The organism is Nocardiopsis alborubida (assembly GCF_012396365.1).
Classification (GTDB): Bacteria; Actinomycetota; Actinomycetes; order Streptosporangiales; family Streptosporangiaceae; genus Nocardiopsis; species Nocardiopsis alborubida.
In genome coordinates this window covers 35,994-53,359 of record NZ_JAAXPG010000022.1, presented here as the reverse complement: position 1 = coordinate 53,359, position 17,366 = coordinate 35,994, and the positions used below count along the sequence as shown (strand labels likewise).

Here is a 17,366-nt window from a genome sequence, read left to right as displayed (position 1 = left end):
CGCGCCGACGGAGGCCGGCGCGGCCCTTCCAGGTCCGTGTCCTGGGCGGACACACCCCTAGTGGTGCGGGTTGACCACGACCTCGACCCGCTGGAACTCCTTGAGGTCGGTGTAGCCGGAGGTGGCCATCGTGCGACGAAGAGCACCCATGAGGTTCATGGAGCCGTCGCTGGTGGAGGCCGGGCCGTGCAGGATCGACTTCAGGTCGCCGATCGTGCCGACGTGCACGCGCTCACCGCGCGGCAGCTCGTTGTGGTGCGCCTCGCTGCCCCAGTGGTAGCCGCCGCCGGGCGCCTCGGTGGCGCGGGCGAGCGGGGAGCCCACCATGACGGCGTCGGCGCCGCAGGCCAGGGCCTTGGCGATGTCGCCGCTGCCGGTCATGCCGCCGTCGGCGATGACGTGCACGTACCGGCCGCCGGACTCGTCCAGGTAGTCGCGGCGGGCCGCCGCCACGTCGCCGACGGCGCTGGCCATCGGCACGGCCACGCCCAGCACGGAGCGGGTGGTGTGGCCCGAGCCGCCGCCGAAGCCGACCAGCACGCCCGCGGCACCGGTGCGCATCAGGTGCAGCGCCGCGGTGTAGGTGGCGCAGCCGCCGACCACGACCGGCACGTCCAGCTCGTGGATGAACTGCTTGAGGTTGAGCGGCTCGGCGCGGCCGGACACGTGCTCGGCCGACACCGTGGTGCCGCGGATCACGAAGATGTCCACGCCCGCGTCGACGACCGCCTTGTGGTACTGGGCGGTGCGCTGCGGCGACAGCCGGGCGGCGGTGACCAGGCCCGCGTCGCGGATCTCCTCGATCCGGCGACCGATCAGCTCCTCCTGGATGGGCGCCGCGTAGATCTCCTGGAGCCGCTGGGTGGCGGTGACGTCGTCGAGCTCGCGGATCTCCTGGAGCAGCGGCTCCGGGTCCTCGTAGCGGGTCCAGAGCCCTTCGAGGTCGAGCACGCCCAGGCCGCCCTGCTCGCCCACGGCCACGACGGTCCGGGGCGAGGCCACGCTGTCCATGGGGCTGACCACCAGCGGGGTCTCGAACCGGTAGGCGTCGATCTGCCAGGCGATGGACACCTCCTCTGGGTCCCGCGTCCGCCGGGCAGGCACGATCCCGATCTCGTCGAGCTCATAGGCCCGGCGTCCGTTCTTGCCCAGCCCGATCTCCACCTGAGCCAACGTTTCGATCCCCTCTGACGTGCCTTGCCGGACGGTCTACCGGCGCGTTTCCTGCCGCCGTGAGTCTATCGACCCCGGGGGCGGGCGGCGCCGGGCCGCCCGGCCACCGCGTCAGCGGGCGTTGTAGTTGGGCGCCTCGACCGTCATCTTGATGTCGTGCGGGTGGCTCTCGCGCAGCCCGGCGCTGGTGATGCGCATCAGCTGGCCGCGCTCGCGCAGCTCGGACACCGTACGGGTCCCGGCGTACCACATGGACTGGTGGAGACCACCGACGAGCTGGTGGGCGACCGCCTGGAGCGGACCGCGGAAGGGCACCTGGCCCTCGATGCCCTCGGGGACCAGCTTGTCCTCGGTCGCCACGTCGGCCTGCGCGTAGCGGTCCTTGGAGAAGGAGCGGCCGCGCATGGCGCCGAGCGACCCCATGCCCCGGTAGGCCTTGAACTGCTTGCCGTTGATGAAGATCAGCTCGCCGGGGCTCTCCTCCACGCCCGCGAGCAGGCTGCCGAGCATGACGGTGCTGGCACCGGCCGCGATGGCCTTGGCGATCTCACCGGAGTACTGGAGTCCGCCGTCGGCGATGAGCGGGACGTCCGCCGGGCCGCACGCCTTGGCGGCCTCCAGGATGGCGGTGAGCTGCGGGGCGCCCACACCGGCCACGACCCGCGTGGTGCAGATGGAGCCCGGGCCCACGCCGACCTTGACGGCGTCGGCTCCGGCGTCGATGAGCAGCTGCGCCCCGGCCCGGGTGGCGATGTTGCCCGCGACGATGTCGGCGCGCGAGTTGGCCTTGAGCTTGGCGATCATGTCCGCGAGCCCCGAGGAGTGGCCGTGGGCGGTGTCCACGACGATGAAGTCGACACCGGCCTCCACGAGCCGCTTGGCGCGCTCCTCGGCCTCGGCGCCCACGCCCACGGCGCCGCCGACGACGAGGCGGCCGTCGGCGTCCTTGGTGGCGTCGGGGTACTGCTCGCTCTTGATGAAGTCCTTGACGGTGATCAGTCCGCGCAGCCGGTTCTGGCCGTCGACCAGCGGCAGCTTCTCGACCTTGTGCCTGCGCAGCAGGTCGAAGGCCTGCTCTCGGCTGACGCCCACGGGAGCGGTGACCAGGTTCTCCGTGGTCATGACGTCGCGGACCAGGCGGTCGCGGTCGCTCTCGAAGCGCATGTCCCGGTTGGTGACGATGCCGACCAGGGTTCCGGTGGCGTCGGTGACGGGTACGCCGGAGATCCGGTAGTGGGCGCACAGGCGCTCGACCTCGGCGAGGGTGTCCTCGGGCTGACAGGTGACCGGGTCGGTGACCATGCCCGCCTCGGAGCGCTTGACCAGGTCGACCTGGCTGGCCTGGTCCTCGACGGAGAGGTTGCGGTGCAGGACGCCCGCGCCGCCCTGGCGGGCCATCGCCACGGCCATGCGGGCCTCGGTCACGGTGTCCATCGCCGCGGAGAGCAGCGGGATCCGCAGCGTGAGGTTGCGGGACAGGCGGCTGGTGGTGTCGACCTCGCCCGGTTGGAGATCGGAGTAGGCCGGGACCAGAAGGACGTCGTCGTAGGTCAATCCGGGGGGAAGGAGCTTGTCCCCGTAGTCGCTGTACTCCTGGCTCTGGCCCATGACACAACCTCCGCTTTCCCGGCACACCTGCGCGGTCTCGCCCTCGCGTGTCGTCTCATCCTAGGTCGTGGTCCCGTGCACCCCAGGTGGAACGAGGTGTTTGACCCGTCACCCCGGGCCGAAAGTGACCAGGCTCACGGTTTGCGCGGCCCTTCCCGCGCTTCCGGCCGGCGCTCGGGTCCTCCCGCGGCTCAGGGGTTCGGGGGCTCCCCCGGTGGTGCCGCCCACAGGAGACGGGGACCGGCGGCCGGTGACCGGGTCCGTTCCGGACCGTCACCGAGGTCCCTCGGCAGCGGCCACGCGTGAGACCGGTTGAGGGGGTCTCAACCCATGGCCCGGCCCGCGACCCGGGCCTCGTGGAGAGCGGGAGCCCCTAGGGGCGGAGGTAGCCCGACTAGGGGCGCAGGTAGCCCGACGGCCCGAGGGCGCGGCAGTACCCGCGCACCCGGGGGCGGTCGGGGCACCGGCGGCGTCCGGGCCGGGGGCGTCCGGCGTGCTCAGGGGACAAGGCGGTTCGCCACGGCCACCTGCCGAAGCCGAGCAATAGCTCGGTGCTGGGCAACCCGTACCGCTCCCGCCGACATTCCAAGAACATGTCCCGTCTCATCCGCCGTAAGTCCTGCGATCACCCTCATGACCAGCAGTTTGCGCTGCTGCTCCGGCAGCTCGTCGAGAAGCTCCCGGGCTCGCTGGGCCTCGATCACCCGCACCGCCGACTCCTCGGGCCCGGGGCCCTCGTCGGGGCGCTCGGGCACGGAGTCGGTGGACACCGTCTCGGCCCTGCCCGCGCCGCGCAGGGTGTCGGCCACCTTGTGGGCCGCTATGCCGAACACGAAGGCCGCGAAGGGGCGGCCGCGGTCCTGGTAGCGCGGTATCGCCGAGAGCAGGGCGATACACACCTCCTGGGCCACGTCGTCGGAGTAGTGGGCCAGCCCCGAGACCCGGGCCAGGCGGGCACGGCAGTACCTGACCACCATGGGGCGGACCTCGCGCAGCAGCGAGTCCATCGCCCCGTCGTCCCCCCGGACCGCGAGCGATCCCAGATGGTTCAACCCCGTGTGGTCCCGCTGCCCCCGGGCGCCTGCATCCGTCACCGTCACGCTAGGAATGATGCCCCCACCGCGGGACTCAACCACGCGGATCGGCAACTACAGAATGGTCACGTTTCGGGAAAAACACCCGAAAACGTCTGCGCCGCCGAGGGAAACCTGTGACGTGCGTGATAGTGCGCGGGGGCGGAGCAACCGCTCCGCCCCCGTCTGCGCCGGGCCCGTGCGCCCCGGGGCTCGAAAGCCCGAAGGCCCGGGGGCCCGGCGACCGTGCCTAGTGGCTGTGGCCGTGCCCGTCGTCTTCCTCGTCCTCGGGCTTGTCCGCCACCAGCACCTCGGTGGTCAGCAGCATGCCCGCGATGGAGGCGGCGTTCTGCACGGCGGAGCGGGACACCTTGACCGGGTCGAGGATGCCCTGCGAGGTCAGGTCGCCGTAGGTGCCGGTCGCGGCGTTGTAGCCGTGGCCGACCTCCAGCTCCGACACGCGGTGGGTGACCACGTAGCCCTCGGCACCCGCGTTCTCCGCGATCCACCGGGCGGGCTCGACCAGGGCGCGGCGCACGATCGCCACACCGGTGGCCTCGTCGCCCGTCAGGCCGAGGTCGTCCGCGCTGAGGACCTTGGAAGCGTGCACCAGGGAGGCGCCGCCGCCGGCGACGATGCCCTCCTCGATGGCCGCGCGGGTCGCCGAGATGGCGTCCTCCAGGCGGTGCTTCTTCTCCTTGAGCTCCACCTCGGTGGCGGCGCCCACGCGCAGGACGGAGACACCGCCCGCGAGCTTGGCCAGGCGCTCCTGGAGCTTCTCGCGGTCCCAGTCGGAGTCGCTCGCCTCGATCTCCTTGCGGATCTGGCGGACGCGGTCCTCGACCTCGGACTGCTCACCGGCGCCGTCCACGATGGTGGTGGCGTCCTTGGTGATCGTGATGCGGCGGGCGCCGCCCAGCGCGTCGAGGTCCACGTTCTCCAGGGTCAGGCCGACCTCCTCGGCGACGACCTGGCCGCCGGTGAGGACCGCGATGTCCTGGAGCATGGCCTTGCGGCGCTCGCCGAAGCCGGGCGCCTTGACCGCGGCGACGTTGAGGGTGCCGCGGATCTTGTTGAGCACCAGGGCGCCCAGGGCGTCACCGTCGATGTCCTCGGCGATGATGAGCAGGGGCTTCTTGCTCTGGACGACCTTCTCCAGCACGGGCAGCAGGTCGTTGAGGCTGCTGATCTTGCCCTGGTTGATCAGGATCAGCGCGTCCTCCAGCACCGCCTCCTGGCGGTCGCCGTCGGTGACGAAGTAGGGCGAGACGTAGCCCTTGTCGAACTGCATGCCCTCGGTGAAGTCCAGGTCCAGACCGAAGGTCGGGGCCTCCTCCACCGTGATGACGCCGTCCTTGCCGACCTTGTCGAACGCCTCGGCGATCAGGTCGCCGATCTGGGCGTCCTGGGCGGAGTTGGTGGCGACGTAGGCGATGTCCGCGCGCTCCTCGACGGGGCGGGCGCGCTCCAGGAGGACCTCCGACACCTTGGCGGCGGCGGCGTCGATGCCCTTCTTCAGGGACATCGGGGAGGCGCCGGCGGCCACGCTGCGCAGACCCTCGCGGACGAGGGCCTGGGCCAGGACGGTCGCGGTGGTGGTGCCGTCACCGGCGGCGTCGTTGGTCTTGGTGGCGACCTCCTTGACCAGCTGGGCGCCCAGGTTCTCGTAGGGGTCGTCCAGCTCGACCTCACGGGCGACGGTCACGCCGTCGTTCGTGATGGTGGGGGCGCCGAACTTCTTGTCGATGACGACGTTGCGGCCGCGCGGGCCGAGCGTCACCTTGACGGCGTTGGCGAGGCGGTCGACGCCCCGTTCGAGGGCGCGACGGGCGTCGTCCTCGAACTCCAGGATCTTCGGCATGTGGGTGCTTCCTCTTCAGGCTGGTCGAAAGCGGGCATCCCGCCCGCCCGGCTGTGCGCCGACCGGTGCGGGATGCGAATGGCTCCGGGCCCGACGGAGCGGGCCCCGTAGAGGCCTACTTCTCGACGACAGCGAGAAGGTCGCGGGCGGAGAGCACCAGGTACTCCTCGCCGTCGTACTTGACCTCGGTGCCGCCGTACTTGCTGTAGAGAACGACGTCGCCGACCTTCACGTCCAGCGGGATGCGCTTGTCACCCTCGTCGTCCCAGCGGCCCGGGCCCACGGCCAGGACCTCGCCCTCCTGGGGCTTCTCCTTGGCGGTGTCCGGGATGACCAGACCGGAAGCGGTGGTCTGCTCGGCCTCCAGCGTCCGGACCACGACGCGGTCCTCGAGCGGCTTCAGCACGGTCTTGGTGGCGGTCGACACGGTGTGACCTCCCCCTTCAAAGTTTCGGTGTACTGATCTCGGCCCGTGCTGGTGCACGGACCGACTGCGAAAAAGGGGCGACCGCGGCGGCCTGTCGTCGCGGGTGCCAGACCGGCCTCGTCGCGGTTAGCACTCTACCCCCGAGAGTGCCAGAATGGAAATGTGACCGTGACCCCCGGTCAGGGACTTCCGTCAGGGGGCTCCCCTCCCGGCCGGGGCGGGGCGCGGTCGCTCCCGCACACCGCTCCTTCGACGCCCGGGGGGAACCCATGCGCGCGCCCGCCTTCGAGGCCCTGCTCACCGACGCGGGCCGGGAGGTCCTGGCCGGGGTGGACCCGAAGGCCGCCGCCAGGGACCAGCTCGCCGCGGCCTCGCTCCTGCGCGGTGATCCGCGCGTGGCCGCCCTCGACCCCGGTCTACCCGTCTCCGAGCTGGTAAACGCCGTCCTGACCCAGGTCTCCCTGCGCGAGCGCGGGCGGGCCAAGTTCGGCGAACTCGCGGAACGGATGTTCTTCACCCCCGACGGGCTGGAGCAGTCCACCCGGCGCGTGGTGGCCGACTACCGCGCCGAACGCATGGCGGGGTGGGCCGGGTCGTCGGGTCGGGGCCTGGACGGCGCCACCGCGGGCGACCTGTGCTGCGGGGTCGGCGCGGACCTGCTGGCCCTGGCCGCGCGCGGCGTTCCGGTGGAGGGGGTGGACGCCGACCCCCTCACGGTCGCGGTGGCCCGCGCCAACATCGAGGCCCTGGGCCTGTCCGGGCTGGCCCGGGTCCGCGAGGGCGACGCCTCCGCGACCGCGCCCGGCCGGTACCCGCTGCTGTTCTGCGACCCCGCCCGGCGGGGAGGGCGCGGCCGGGTGTTCGACCCCTCGGCCTACTCCCCGCCGTGGGACGCGGCCGTGGGCCTGGCCGCGGGGGCGGATGCGGCCTGTCTCAAGGCCGCGCCGGGCATCCCGCACGAGGCGCTGCCCGAGGCGGCGGCGGCCGAGTGGGTCTCGGTGGACGGGGAGCTGAAGGAGACCGCCCTGTGGTTCGGCGCGCTGGCCGACGGGCCGCGGCGCCGGGCGACGGTGCTGCACGAGCGCGAGGGGCTGCTCGCCCGCGAGGGCGCGGTGGCGCACCTGGACGCCGAACCCGGCCTCGGTCCGGCCCCGGTGGCGGCGGCCCGGCGCTACCTGTACGACCCGGACCCGGCCGTGGTGCGCTCGCACCTGGTGGCGGAGGCGGCGGCCCGGGTGGACGGCGCCCTCCTGGACGAGCGGATCGCGTACTTCACCGCGGACACCGCGGTGCTCTCGCCGCTGTGGCGGGTGCTGGAGGTGGTGGAGGTGCTGCCGTTCTCGCTGAAGCGGCTGCGCTCGGCGGTGCGCGCCCTCGGGGCGGGGACGGTGACCGTCAAGAAGCGGGGGTCGGCGGTGGACACCGAGAAGCTGCGCCGGGACCTGCGCGCGTCCGGCCCGGAGTCGGTGACGGTCGTGCTCACGCGGATCGGCGAGCGGCCCTTCTGCCTGCTGTGCCGCGAGGTCGGCGCCCCGGCGCGGGGTTAGGCCCCGGTTCGGCGGGGGCCCCGGGGCTGGCGGCGGAGTGGAGCCGGGGGCCGGACCGGGAACAGAACGGAGCCGAAACGGAGTCGGGGAACGGGGCCGGAGCGGAGCCGGGAACCGGGACGGAGCCGGGGGCCGATCACCGCCCGGCCGCCGTCCGGCCGCCGTCCGTCTCGTCCTTGCCCGCTGGTCCGTGTCAGCAGGCCCGGTTGTCCGTGCCCGGTCGTCCACAGGCCCGGCGAAGGGCTGGCGGGCGGTGGAGGTGTCGACCTAGGCTGGATTCGGGGGCGCCACGCGCCGCCGTCGGGCGGGTGCGCCGCCCCCGTGTTCGAGTGTCCCTCTCCCCGCGACCGGCCCACAAGGGCACACTCCCGCCTGTGAACGGCTGAGGTGGACAACCGCGGACGAGGTGGCCGGAGTGCACTCTGGGGCCCCGGATCACGACATCGGGCCAGATCGTTACCTTCCCCACCCAGATCTTTGGCGGTCCCCTGGGGGAGCAGGGGTACGTGTCGTTAAACTGGCGGCGCGAATTCTTTCCCTTCTCATGGATTCACCCGGAAGGTCGCGAACGCTGACCCGCCCCCGCGGTTCGGCCAAAGCACTGACCTTGCCTCACGTGTATACGCTCGGTAACACCCCAGTCACGATGAGGCCGTACGGATGCGGGAGCGCCACCCGCCCGGGGACCATCGAGAACCCGAGCCGTCCGGAACCCACCGTCCACTCCCCCCGGACGGGTACGGGAGCGCCAGAAAAATAAGGAGCACCTCGGTGGAACAGACCAATCACAACTTCCTCAACGGAGGAGGGCAGGCGGGGATCTCCGACCGGATGCGCGATCTGCTCTCCCAGGCCGCCCAGGAGCACGTCTCCGAGCAGAAGTCGCAGGGCGCCGTCAGCGAGGAGATGCGCCAGCGCCTGGAGGGCATGGAGTGGCTGCTCCGCGAGCTGCGCGAGCGCGAGCTCACCGCCCTCACCGAGTCGGTCGCCACGGTCAACGGCCGCGTCGACGAGTTCCTCGCCCGGCCGCCGGAGTGGGCGGAGACCCTCGCCGAGCACATCGAGGTCGTCGCCCAGCAGGTCAAGCCCCTGTCGGACCTGCCCTCCCTGCGTGCGGACACCCACCGCATCGCCGGTCACCTGGACACCGCGCTCACCCGCCTCCAGCGGATGGCGGAGACGGGCAACCGCACCTCCGAGCAGGTCAACGAGCTGGGCGAGCGCCTGACCGGGCTGGACGAGAGCCTCGACACCCGTCTGAACGGACTCGGCGAGACCCTCGGCGCCCGTCTGGACGGGCTGAGCGAGACCTTCGGCGCCCGGCTGGACGCGCTCGACACCGCGCTGGCCTCCCTGACCGCCAGGACCGAGGCCGTACAGGCGTCGCTGTCCGCGCTCTCGGAGTCGGCGGAGAGCCGCCACGAGGCCCTCACCGCCGCGGTCGGCGAGAGCCGCACCGAACTGGCCGAGGCGCTCGCCGGCGGGCGGGCCGAGATCTCCGAGGCCCTGGCCGAGGGCCGCACCGAGCTGGCCGAGGCCGTGGCCGCGAGCCGCGAGAGCCTCACCGCCGTCGTGAGCGAGAGCCGCGAGGCCCTGGCCGCCGCCGACGCCCGGCTGGGCGAGACCGTCGCGGCCAGGGCCGAGGAGGCCGCCGCCAGGGCGGAGCAGGCCAACGGCGAACTGCGCACGCTCGTGGAGGAGCGCACCGAGCGGCTGCGCACCTCGATGGAGGAGCGCACCGCCGAGCAGCACGAGACGCTGCTGTCACGCCTTCAGGAGAACACCGGCGAACTGGGCGAGCGCACCGCCGCCCTGGCCGAGGAGCTGGGCGCCCTGTCCACCTCCTCCGCCGAGCGCCACGAGACCCTCGCCGCCAAGCTGGCCGAGAGCGTCGGCTACCTCAGCACCCAGGCCGAGGAGAACAACGCCGAGACCACCGCCGCGGTCGCCGACGTCACCGGCGCGCTCGCCAAGCTCCGCGAGGACCACGAGTCCTCGCTCACCGAGATGCGCACCCACCTGCGCCAGCGCCTGGCCGAGCTCAACGAGCAGATGGAGCTGGGCCGCACCGAGACCCGTGAGCAGGCCGAGGCCGCCTCCGAGCGCCTGCGCGAGGCGGTGACCGAGCGCACCGACGCCCTGGGCACCCGGATCGCCGAGGACGCCGAGCGCGTCACCTCCGACTTCGCCGAGCTGCGGACGTTCGTCCAGGAGAGCGGCGACCGCCTCGCCACCGAGTCCGAGGAGCGCTCGCGGACGCTGACCGAGTCGCTCACCGAGCAGGTGGAGGCGCACCGGACGGCGCTGGACGAGCGGCTGGAGCGCCAGCGCGAGGCCCTGACCGGCAAGGTCGACACCCACCTGGCGCAGATCACCGGCAAGGTGGACCACGAACTGGGCCGCCTCACCGACCGCTTCGACACCTTCGAGGGGCACTTCGAGGGAAGCTTCGAGGGGGTCGAGGGCAAGCTCGACCGCATCGACGGCCGCATGGACGGCGTCAACGGCCGCCTGGACGGCCTGGACGGCCGGGTCAACGGGGTCGAGGGCCAGTTCGAGGGCGTCAGCGGGCACTTCGAGGGCGTGGACGGCCGCATGGAGGCCCTCGACGACCGGCTGGAGGCGCTCAACCAGCGGCTCAACCAGCTGCCGCAGACCATGGAGGTCAGCGAGCTGCACCGCCGCCTGAGCGAGCTGGTGGAGCGGCCGCAGCTGGACCACACCGGCAAGCTGGACGAGATCGACGAGCACGTCACCTCGGCCGTGGCGCCGGTGCTGCGCGAGCTGAAGCAGCGCCCGGACCGGCACGAGCTGGAGGAGACCGTCACCGAGGCGGTCGAGAACTCGCACGACGACATCACCAAGCGGTTCGCCTCCCTGGAGGAGACGGTGCTCGCCCTGGCCGAGGCGCTGCTGCGCCCGGGCCGGGACGGCAAGAAGAAGCGCCGCCGCGACGAGGACGAGGACGACGAGTAGCCGGTAGCGCGGGGTCCGCGTAGGCGGTCCGCCCGGTGAGCGCCGGGCGGACGCGGACCGGCGGACGGCGAAGGGGCCGGGGCACCCGAGGTGCCCCGGCCCCCGTGTGTCCGGAAGCGGCGCCGGCACGCCGGGGCCCCGGCCCCCGCCGGGCCCGTTCAGACGGTGAAGACGATCTTGCCGAACTGCTCGCCCCCGGCCATCGCCCGGAAGCCCTCCTCGGCCCGTGCCAGGGGCAGCACCCGGTCGATCTCGGGCCGGATGCCGGTGCGCACGCACATCCGGGCCAGGGCGGCCAACTCCTCACGGGTGCCCATGGTGGAGCCCAGGACCCGCAGCTGGAGGAAGAACACCCGGTTGAGTTCGGCCGGAGGCGCGTCGCCGCTGGTCGCGCCGCAGGTGATGACGGCGCCGCCCGGCTTCAGGGAGCGCAGCGAGTGCGCCCACGTGGCCTGGCCGACCGAGTCGAAGACGGCGTCGACCTTCTCCGGCAGGCGCTCGCCCGTGGGCAGCGCCGCGTGCGCGCCCAGGGAGAGGGCCCTGGTCCGCTTCTCCTCGCTGCGGCTGGTGGCGTAGACCCGGTGGCCCACCTGCGACGCCAGCCGGATGAGCGCCGCGGCCACGCCTCCCCCGGCGCCCTGGACGAGCACCGTGGAGCCCGGCCGCAGGTCGGCCTTGCCGAAGAGCATGCTGTAGGCGGTGAGCCACGCGGTGGGCAGGCAGGCGGCCTCCTCGAAGGACAGCTCCTGCGGCTTGGGCACCAGGTTGGCGCGGGGCACCAGGACCTTCTCGGCGAAGGTGCCGTCGTGGACCTCCGAGAGCAGCGAACGGCGGGGATCGCGCGTCTCGTCGCCTCCCCCGGCCGCCGGGTCGCCGACGACCCCGTGCACGATGACCTCGTTGCCGTCCTCGTCCACCCCGGCCGCGTCGCAGCCCAGGATCATGGGCAGGCGCTTCTCGCTGAGCCCGACGCCGCGCAGGCTCCACAGGTCGTGGTGGTTGAGGGACGCGGCCCTGACGTCGACGGTCGTCCACCCCTCACGGGGTTCGGGGTCGGGGCGTTCGCCCGCCTCCAGGGCGGAGACGGGGTCGTCGGGCGCGAAGCGTGCTGCGGTGATAGCGAACATACTCCGAAGCCAACCACGGAGACCGAATCCGGTTCCACCCCCGGGGGCCGAAACGCGCGGGGAGAGGACCGGCCGCTACGGGTCCGTCGGTTTCCTGCCCGCCTCGAAGCGTTCCCGGTACCTGCGCTGCGCCTCCTCCATCACGGCCTCGGAGAGGTAGGCGACCGGCCGTACCCCGTCCAGGAGCGGTTCGTGGTCTGGGCCGTGGGCGACGGTGTCGCCCTGGAGCACCCACCCCACCCGGTCCGGGTCCTCGTCGACCAGTGAGGCGTACTTGCGCACCTGGCGGGAGAGCCAGTCCTCCATGGGGCGGGTCCACCAGGACTCGGGGGTGAGGACGGTGACCGAGAGCCCGGGGAGTTCGAGTTCGCTCTCGTAGTCCTTGCTCACGACGTGGCGGTCCCGCTCGGGGCCGTCCGAGTAGCGCAGGTAGAGGCGGTCACGGCCGCGGACGAGGTCGGCCAGCTCGGACAGGCTGGTGACGGTGGGCAGGGCTGCCGGCGAACCGTGTTGCTGAGGAGTCGCGTCCATACGGCCCGACTACCCCGCCCGCCGGGGAGGAAGCCCGGCCCCGCGTCAACACGGAGGCAAGGCCGCCGTCCCGTTCGCGGGCTCGCGTCCCGCCCCTCGCGCTCCCGCCCCGGCCCGGCCCCGCTCTCCGGCTCCGGCGCGCTCATCCGCCCCCGCCACGTCACCGGAGCGCAGGAGCGGCGGGTACAGCTCACGGGCGCCACCGAACCGGTACAGGGCCGCGGGACGGCCCGCCTCCGCGGTGCGCCGCTCCCCCGTGGGCTCGACGAAGCCCGCCGTCCTGGTGACCTTGCGGCGGAAGTTGCTGGGGTCCAGGGAGATACCCCAGATCACCTCGTACACCCTGCGCAGGTCGCTGATGGTGAAGGGCTCCCGGCAAAAACCCGCGGCCACGGTCGTGTACTCCAGCCGGGAGCGCGCCTCCTCGACCGCGTCGGCCAGGATCCGGCCGTGGTCGAAGGACAGGCCGAAGCCCGGGCCGAGCGCCTCCTCGACCGGCGTCCAGACGGCGTCGGCGGCGTCGGTCCCCGCCACGGGGGTGGGCAGGTCCGGCCCCAGCGCCAGGTAGGCCACGGTGACGACCCGTCCTCGTGGGTCGCGGCCGGGGTCGCCGTAGGCCCGCAGCTGCGTCAGGTGCAGCTTGCGCCCGTCCAGCCCGGTCTCCTCGCCGAGTTCGCGCAGGGCCGCCTCGTCCAGGCCCTCCTCCGGTCGGACGTACCCGCCGGGCAGCGCGCCGCAGCCGAGGAAGGGTTCCTTGCCCCGTTCCACGAGCAGCACGTGCAGGGCGTCGTCACGCACGGTGAATATGACGAGGTCGACGGTCACGGAAACCGGAAACCTGGGCGTCGGGGGCCCCGCACTGGAACTCATCCCACCAATCCTACTAAAGGTCCTCTTGACCAAAATCATGGACTCCATTATGGTCAAGTTGACCAGAAAAACCTCCCGGGACACCACAGACCCGCCGGAACGCACGCGAGGAGCACGCCTTGACGGAGTTCACGCTCGGAGTCGCCAGCTCCCTGGCGGCCACCGCCGCCACCGTCGGGCTGGGATGGCTGCTGTCCCGGCGGGTCCGCTGGTGGCTCCTGTCGGCGGCCTCCCGCCTCAACGGGCTCGGGGCCCTGCGGGTCTACCGGCACCAGGACGACGCGAAGCCCGAGCTGTCCGAGGAGATCGGTCGGGCCCGGTGGCTGCGCGTCATGGTCGGGCGGGGGAACGAACTCACCCGGGACGGCTTCACGCCGTTGTGGAGCGGCGGAGGACGGCCGCCGGACTCCGTCCGGGTTCTCCTGCCCGACCCCCACTCCCCCGGCCCCGAGGGGAACTGGCTGGGGCGCCGGGAGAGGGAGTTGATCTCGGTCGACCCCGGCTTCAGCCCCGGGCTGCTCTCCGAACAGGTGCTCGCCAACTTCCACTACCTGACCCAGGCGTCGAGGGAGGGGGCGAACACCGAGATCCGCCTCTACGACCTGCCGAACCTGTACCGGGTCGTGGCCACCGACAACATCGCCTTCATCACGCTGTACCGAAGTGCCGAACACGGGCGCCACTCGCCGTGTATCGTCGCGCACCGATCGGGCGAGCTGTACGACTTCGCCCTACGGATCTTCGACACCGCCTGGGACTCCGCACGGGTCCCCGGCGACACGCCCTCCCTGGACTCCTGACGCCCCTCGGCCTCAGCCCGCGACCGGGAAGGGCCCCGGGCGGCGGTGCCATCCGCCGCCCGACATGCCCCGACCACTCGTCAGAGGACGCCGACGCCCCCTGCGCCCCCTGCGCCCCCAAGGAGCCTGTCGTGACCGAGACACAACCACAGAACAACGGACGGGGCCCGGCCCCGCGCGTGGACGCGGCGAGCGTCGAGGCGGCCGCGGGCGCGCCCGAGTACGACTCCACCTCACGCCTGAGCTGCGCGGCCTGGACCGATCCCGCCTTCCGCGCCGACGTCCTGCGCGAACGCGTGGAGAACCCCCATCGCACCCTGGCCCGCGAGCCGGGCATGGACGCCGCACGGGTCACGGAGGAGTGCGTCAGGGCGAGGAGCGTCCGGGCCGCCGCGGGCGCCTGGTTCCTCGGAGCCTGCCTGGTGCTCTGCCTCCTCAGCCCGGCGGTGGGCTTCACCGCCCTCGTGCTGACCGCCGTCGTCGGCGCCGCGAGCCGCTACCGCGCCGCGCGGGGCGCCGCGAGGTCGCGCGGCGGCTGCCTGGTCTGGCTGGTCGGCGCGGTTGTCGTCTACCTGCTGCTGAGCGCGGGCGCGGTGTCACTGTTCATGGGCGGTGGCGGAGGGGGCGGTTTCGGCGCCTCCGATCCCTCGGCCGAACTCCCCGAGGGCTCCGGCCTGCTCCCCGCCTGGTTGGGCGTGCTGCTCCTGGTCGGCGTCGCGGTCGGCCTCGGCTGCTGGGTCCGGGCCAGGACCAACAGCGCGCTGGGCGCGATCAGGGCCCGGGCGGAGAAGCCCTGGAGGGGAAGCGGCGTCGGAACCGTGCCGGTGGCCTTCTACAGCAATTTCAAGCCCTTCGTCGGGGCCGGGCTGCGCTACGACTCCTGGCCCGTGACCCTCAAGCTCCTCCCCGACCGCGGCCGGAGGGGACCCGCGAGGAACCCGGCCGCCGCGCCGTCCGCGCCCTCCACCACCGCCCGGGAGAACGAGGGCGTGGAGACGGCGCCCGCCCTCGCGGGCGCCGACCTGGTCGAGTGCCTCTACGCCAGACTGCGCGCGGAGCTTCCCGAGCTGACCGGGACCGAGGGGATGCGGAGCAGCACCCGGCGCGAGGTCGAGGTGGCCGACTGCGTCTTCCTCCCCGGCCTCCGCCAGGACGACGTGGTGGCCCTGGCCCCACAGCTGATCGAGCAGAACCGGTGGCGGCTGCGCGAGGAGTGGGTCCGGGGCTTCGTGGAGGTCTTCCACGAGCGCGCCCGGCACTTCCTGGAGATCGGGATCAGCATGTGGGAGAGCCAGGTGGTGGTCACGGTCTTCGTGCGCCTGTCCGCCCAGGGAGGCCTGCTGCACGTGGAGGGGGAGACCCTGGTCATGCCCCCGATATCCCCCGGGTACGGGATGCCCGCGGGGCCGCTCCCCACGGGCGCCGACGCCGAGGAGTGGGTCCAGTTGGCGTGGCAGTCCCTGCTCGGCGTCGTGGACGACCTGAGGACCAACCCCGCCGAGGCCCTGGCCTGGGTCGGGTCGCGGAGCGCGCTGAGGAGGAACGACCGGCTGCACGCCTGGGCCCGTGAGCACGAGGAGTTCTTCGACTACGCTCCGCGCATGGGCGTCCGGGAGCGGGCGGCCACGGACGGCCTCCAGCAGCTCTTCCAGTCGCACGACGTCCGCCGCGTCACCCGGGCCATCCCGGAGAAGGTACTGGTCTGCGTCCGCGATGTGCTGCGGGAGGCGGGCTACGACACCGAACAGGTCGCCCGCATCATCCAGAACATCAACAACTACGGTGCCACCTTCCACGGAGGGCGGCACTCCTTCTCGGACAGCACCTTCGGGTCGGGCGACATCCACAACCACACGGCACCGGGTGCGAACGAGGGGCCCGGCGACGGTGCCCCTGGTGGGCCCGACGGCTCACCGGGCGCGGCCCTGGAGAACGCGAAGACGGAGGCGAAGTGATGGGCGGCGACGGCGGCGGTGCCACGTTCCACGGAGGGCGGCACAGCTTCTCGGGCAGCACTTTCGGCTCGGGCGACATCCACAACCGCACCACGGCCGCACCGGCTCCGTCCGAGCGGCCCGGGAGCCGGGGAACGCGCGCGGACGGCCCGGTGGCGGACTCTGTGGTGGTCACCGCGATCGCGAGCGAGTACGCGGCGGTGGCCGCGCACCTGTCCGGCCCCTTCGAGGAGCGCGTCGAGAACGGCACGCTGTACCGGATCGGTACCCTGCACGGATCCCGGCGCCAGCGCCGGGTCGCCCTGGTGCAGGTCGGCCCGGGCAACGTGGACGCGGGGGTGTCCCTGGAACGGGCCCGCACGGCCTTCTCCCCCGAGGTGATCCTGTTCGCCGGGGTGGCCGGAGGCGTCAAGGACGTACGGCTCGGGGACGTGGTGGTGGCCGACGCCATCTACGACTACGAGACGGGCAAGGAGAACGGGGAGGGCTTCTTCTCCGGGGCGAAGACGGCGGCCCCGTCGCATGCGGCGGTGCAGCGGGCCATGGACGTGGTGTTCCGCCAGGAGTGGACGAAGCGGATCCTGACCGCGCCGCTGCCCGAACCGCCCCGGGCCTTCGTCAAGCCGGTCGCCGCCGGGAACAAGGTCGTGGCGTCCAGGGACGCGCTCACCGCCGAGCGCCTGCGCCAGCACTGCCGGGACGCGGTCGCCGTGGAGATGGAGGGCTACGGGTTCCTGCGCAGCGCCTACCTGGCTTCGGGCACGCACTCGCTGGTGGTCCGGGGGATCTCCGACCTGCTCAGCGGCAAGACCGGGGACGCCGACGACTTCTGGCAGCCGGTCGCCGCCGCCCACGCCGCGGCCTTCGCCTGCGAGTTCCTGGACCTGTTCGGCGCCGAGGCCTGATCCCGGGAGGGGAACCTAGTGGGGCGGCGGCCGCGTGCCGCCGCCCGACCACCAGAGGAAGGGTGAGGAAGCCCTGATCGACCTGCGGGGTTCCAGAGCCGTTGACGCACTCCAGGTCCTCGTTGCGCCAACCCGGTTCGTCCTCCCACGGGTCGAGAGACACCACGACACCTTCCGAGCCGCTGCTTCCAGCCGGGATGAGCCCTTCGTCGGCCACCAGGCCCGCGCCTCCGAGGGACAGGTGTCCCGCCTCGGTCTCACCGTGCTCGACGGCGCGCACCTCCTCGCCGGTTCCCGAGTCCAGGAGCGCGAGGGAACCACCCGCGCTCACCGCGACCAGGGATCCGTCCGGCGATACGACGACATCGGCCTCGACCTCGGCTTCCAGCAGCCGGTAGCTCCACACCTCTTCCCCGGTACGGGTGTCCAACCCCACGGCCCCGTCCCGCATGTGCAATACCGCGCCAGTGGGCACGGGCAGGATCTCCAGGAGAGCACTGCCTTCAGGTCCCT

At 72.7% G+C, this 17,366-nt stretch carries 12 protein-coding genes and 1 pseudogene; 5 read left to right on the top strand and 8 right to left on the bottom strand.

The features are described from left to right. Nucleotides 1–57 precede the first annotated feature (57 nt). From HGB44_RS21730 to groES, 5 genes are all read right to left on the bottom strand, one after another. Nucleotides 58–1,164 (bottom strand): GuaB3 family IMP dehydrogenase-related protein, encoded by a 1,107-nt coding sequence (locus HGB44_RS21730; RefSeq protein WP_061079914.1) that lies wholly within the window; start codon nucleotides 1,162–1,164, stop codon nucleotides 58–60. A gap of 120 nt (nucleotides 1,165–1,284) precedes the next feature. Then, complete coding sequence (guaB, locus tag HGB44_RS21725; protein ID WP_061079915.1) at nucleotides 1,285–2,781, bottom strand: IMP dehydrogenase; 1,497 nt, start codon at nucleotides 2,779–2,781, stop codon at nucleotides 1,285–1,287. Between the two features lie 497 nt (nucleotides 2,782–3,278). Continuing rightward, nucleotides 3,279–3,875 (bottom strand): sigma-70 family RNA polymerase sigma factor, encoded by a 597-nt coding sequence (locus HGB44_RS21720; protein WP_082768295.1) that lies wholly within the window; start codon nucleotides 3,873–3,875, stop codon nucleotides 3,279–3,281. Between the two features lie 229 nt (nucleotides 3,876–4,104). Beyond that, nucleotides 4,105–5,715, bottom strand: coding sequence for a chaperonin GroEL (gene groL, locus HGB44_RS21715; RefSeq protein WP_061079916.1), 1,611 nt, complete (start codon nucleotides 5,713–5,715; stop codon nucleotides 4,105–4,107). Nucleotides 5,716–5,830: 115 nt separating this feature from the next. After that, nucleotides 5,831–6,142, bottom strand: a complete 312-nt coding sequence (groES, locus tag HGB44_RS21710) for a co-chaperone GroES (RefSeq protein WP_061079917.1) — start codon at nucleotides 6,140–6,142, stop codon at nucleotides 5,831–5,833. A 269-nt stretch (nucleotides 6,143–6,411) separates the two neighbouring features. Between groES and HGB44_RS21705 the strand changes: the two genes are divergently transcribed. Continuing rightward, nucleotides 6,412–7,689, top strand: coding sequence for a class I SAM-dependent methyltransferase (locus tag HGB44_RS21705; RefSeq protein WP_061079918.1), 1,278 nt, complete (start codon nucleotides 6,412–6,414; stop codon nucleotides 7,687–7,689). A gap of 771 nt (nucleotides 7,690–8,460) precedes the next feature. Then, nucleotides 8,461–10,665: a coiled-coil domain-containing protein gene (locus HGB44_RS21700; protein WP_061079919.1), complete on the top strand. Its 2,205-nt coding sequence runs from the start codon at nucleotides 8,461–8,463 to the stop codon at nucleotides 10,663–10,665. Nucleotides 10,666–10,823: 158 nt separating this feature from the next. On the opposite strand, the gene HGB44_RS21695 is transcribed toward HGB44_RS21700, so the two are convergent. The 3 genes and pseudogenes from HGB44_RS21695 to HGB44_RS21685 form a co-directional block, all read right to left on the bottom strand. Then, entirely contained in the window at nucleotides 10,824–11,792 is a 969-nt protein-coding gene (locus tag HGB44_RS21695; protein WP_061079920.1) for a zinc-binding dehydrogenase, read from the bottom strand. A gap of 75 nt (nucleotides 11,793–11,867) precedes the next feature. Beyond that, nucleotides 11,868–12,323 carry a DUF6098 family protein gene (locus HGB44_RS21690; protein WP_061079921.1) on the bottom strand — a complete coding sequence of 152 codons (456 nt, stop codon included), beginning with the start codon at nucleotides 12,321–12,323 and terminating at the stop codon, nucleotides 11,868–11,870. Nucleotides 12,324–12,476: 153 nt separating this feature from the next. Next, a pseudogene (locus HGB44_RS21685) lies at nucleotides 12,477–13,193 on the bottom strand (NUDIX hydrolase); the annotation flags it as partial. A gap of 119 nt (nucleotides 13,194–13,312) precedes the next feature. On the opposite strand from HGB44_RS21685, the gene HGB44_RS21680 reads away from it, so the two are divergent. The 3 genes from HGB44_RS21680 (at nucleotide 13,313) to HGB44_RS21670 (ending at nucleotide 16,853) form a co-directional block, all read left to right on the top strand. Beyond that, nucleotides 13,313–13,993, top strand: coding sequence for a hypothetical protein (locus tag HGB44_RS21680; RefSeq protein ID WP_061079922.1), 681 nt, complete (start codon nucleotides 13,313–13,315; stop codon nucleotides 13,991–13,993). A gap of 131 nt (nucleotides 13,994–14,124) precedes the next feature. After that, nucleotides 14,125–15,948 (top strand): hypothetical protein, encoded by a 1,824-nt coding sequence (locus HGB44_RS21675; RefSeq protein WP_061079923.1) that lies wholly within the window; start codon nucleotides 14,125–14,127, stop codon nucleotides 15,946–15,948. After that, entirely contained in the window at nucleotides 15,948–16,853 is a 906-nt protein-coding gene (locus tag HGB44_RS21670; RefSeq protein WP_061079924.1) for a 5'-methylthioadenosine/S-adenosylhomocysteine nucleosidase family protein, read from the top strand. The genes HGB44_RS21675 and HGB44_RS21670 overlap by 1 nt, the downstream gene beginning before the upstream one ends. The last annotated feature ends 513 nt before the right edge of the window (nucleotides 16,854–17,366 follow it).

Coding starts and splice junctions, on each gene's coding strand:
- HGB44_RS21670 (WP_061079924.1), top strand. CDS start 15,948: ATGGGCGGCGACGGCGGCGGTGCCACGTTCCACGGAGGGCGGCACAGC.
- groL (WP_061079916.1), bottom strand. CDS start 5,715: ATGCCGAAGATCCTGGAGTTCGAGGACGACGCCCGTCGCGCCCTCGAA.
- HGB44_RS21690 (WP_061079921.1), bottom strand. CDS start 12,323: ATGGACGCGACTCCTCAGCAACACGGTTCGCCGGCAGCCCTGCCCACC.
- HGB44_RS21695 (WP_061079920.1), bottom strand. CDS start 11,792: ATGTTCGCTATCACCGCAGCACGCTTCGCGCCCGACGACCCCGTCTCC.
- HGB44_RS21705 (WP_061079918.1), top strand. CDS start 6,412: ATGCGCGCGCCCGCCTTCGAGGCCCTGCTCACCGACGCGGGCCGGGAG.
- guaB (WP_061079915.1), bottom strand. CDS start 2,781: ATGGGCCAGAGCCAGGAGTACAGCGACTACGGGGACAAGCTCCTTCCC.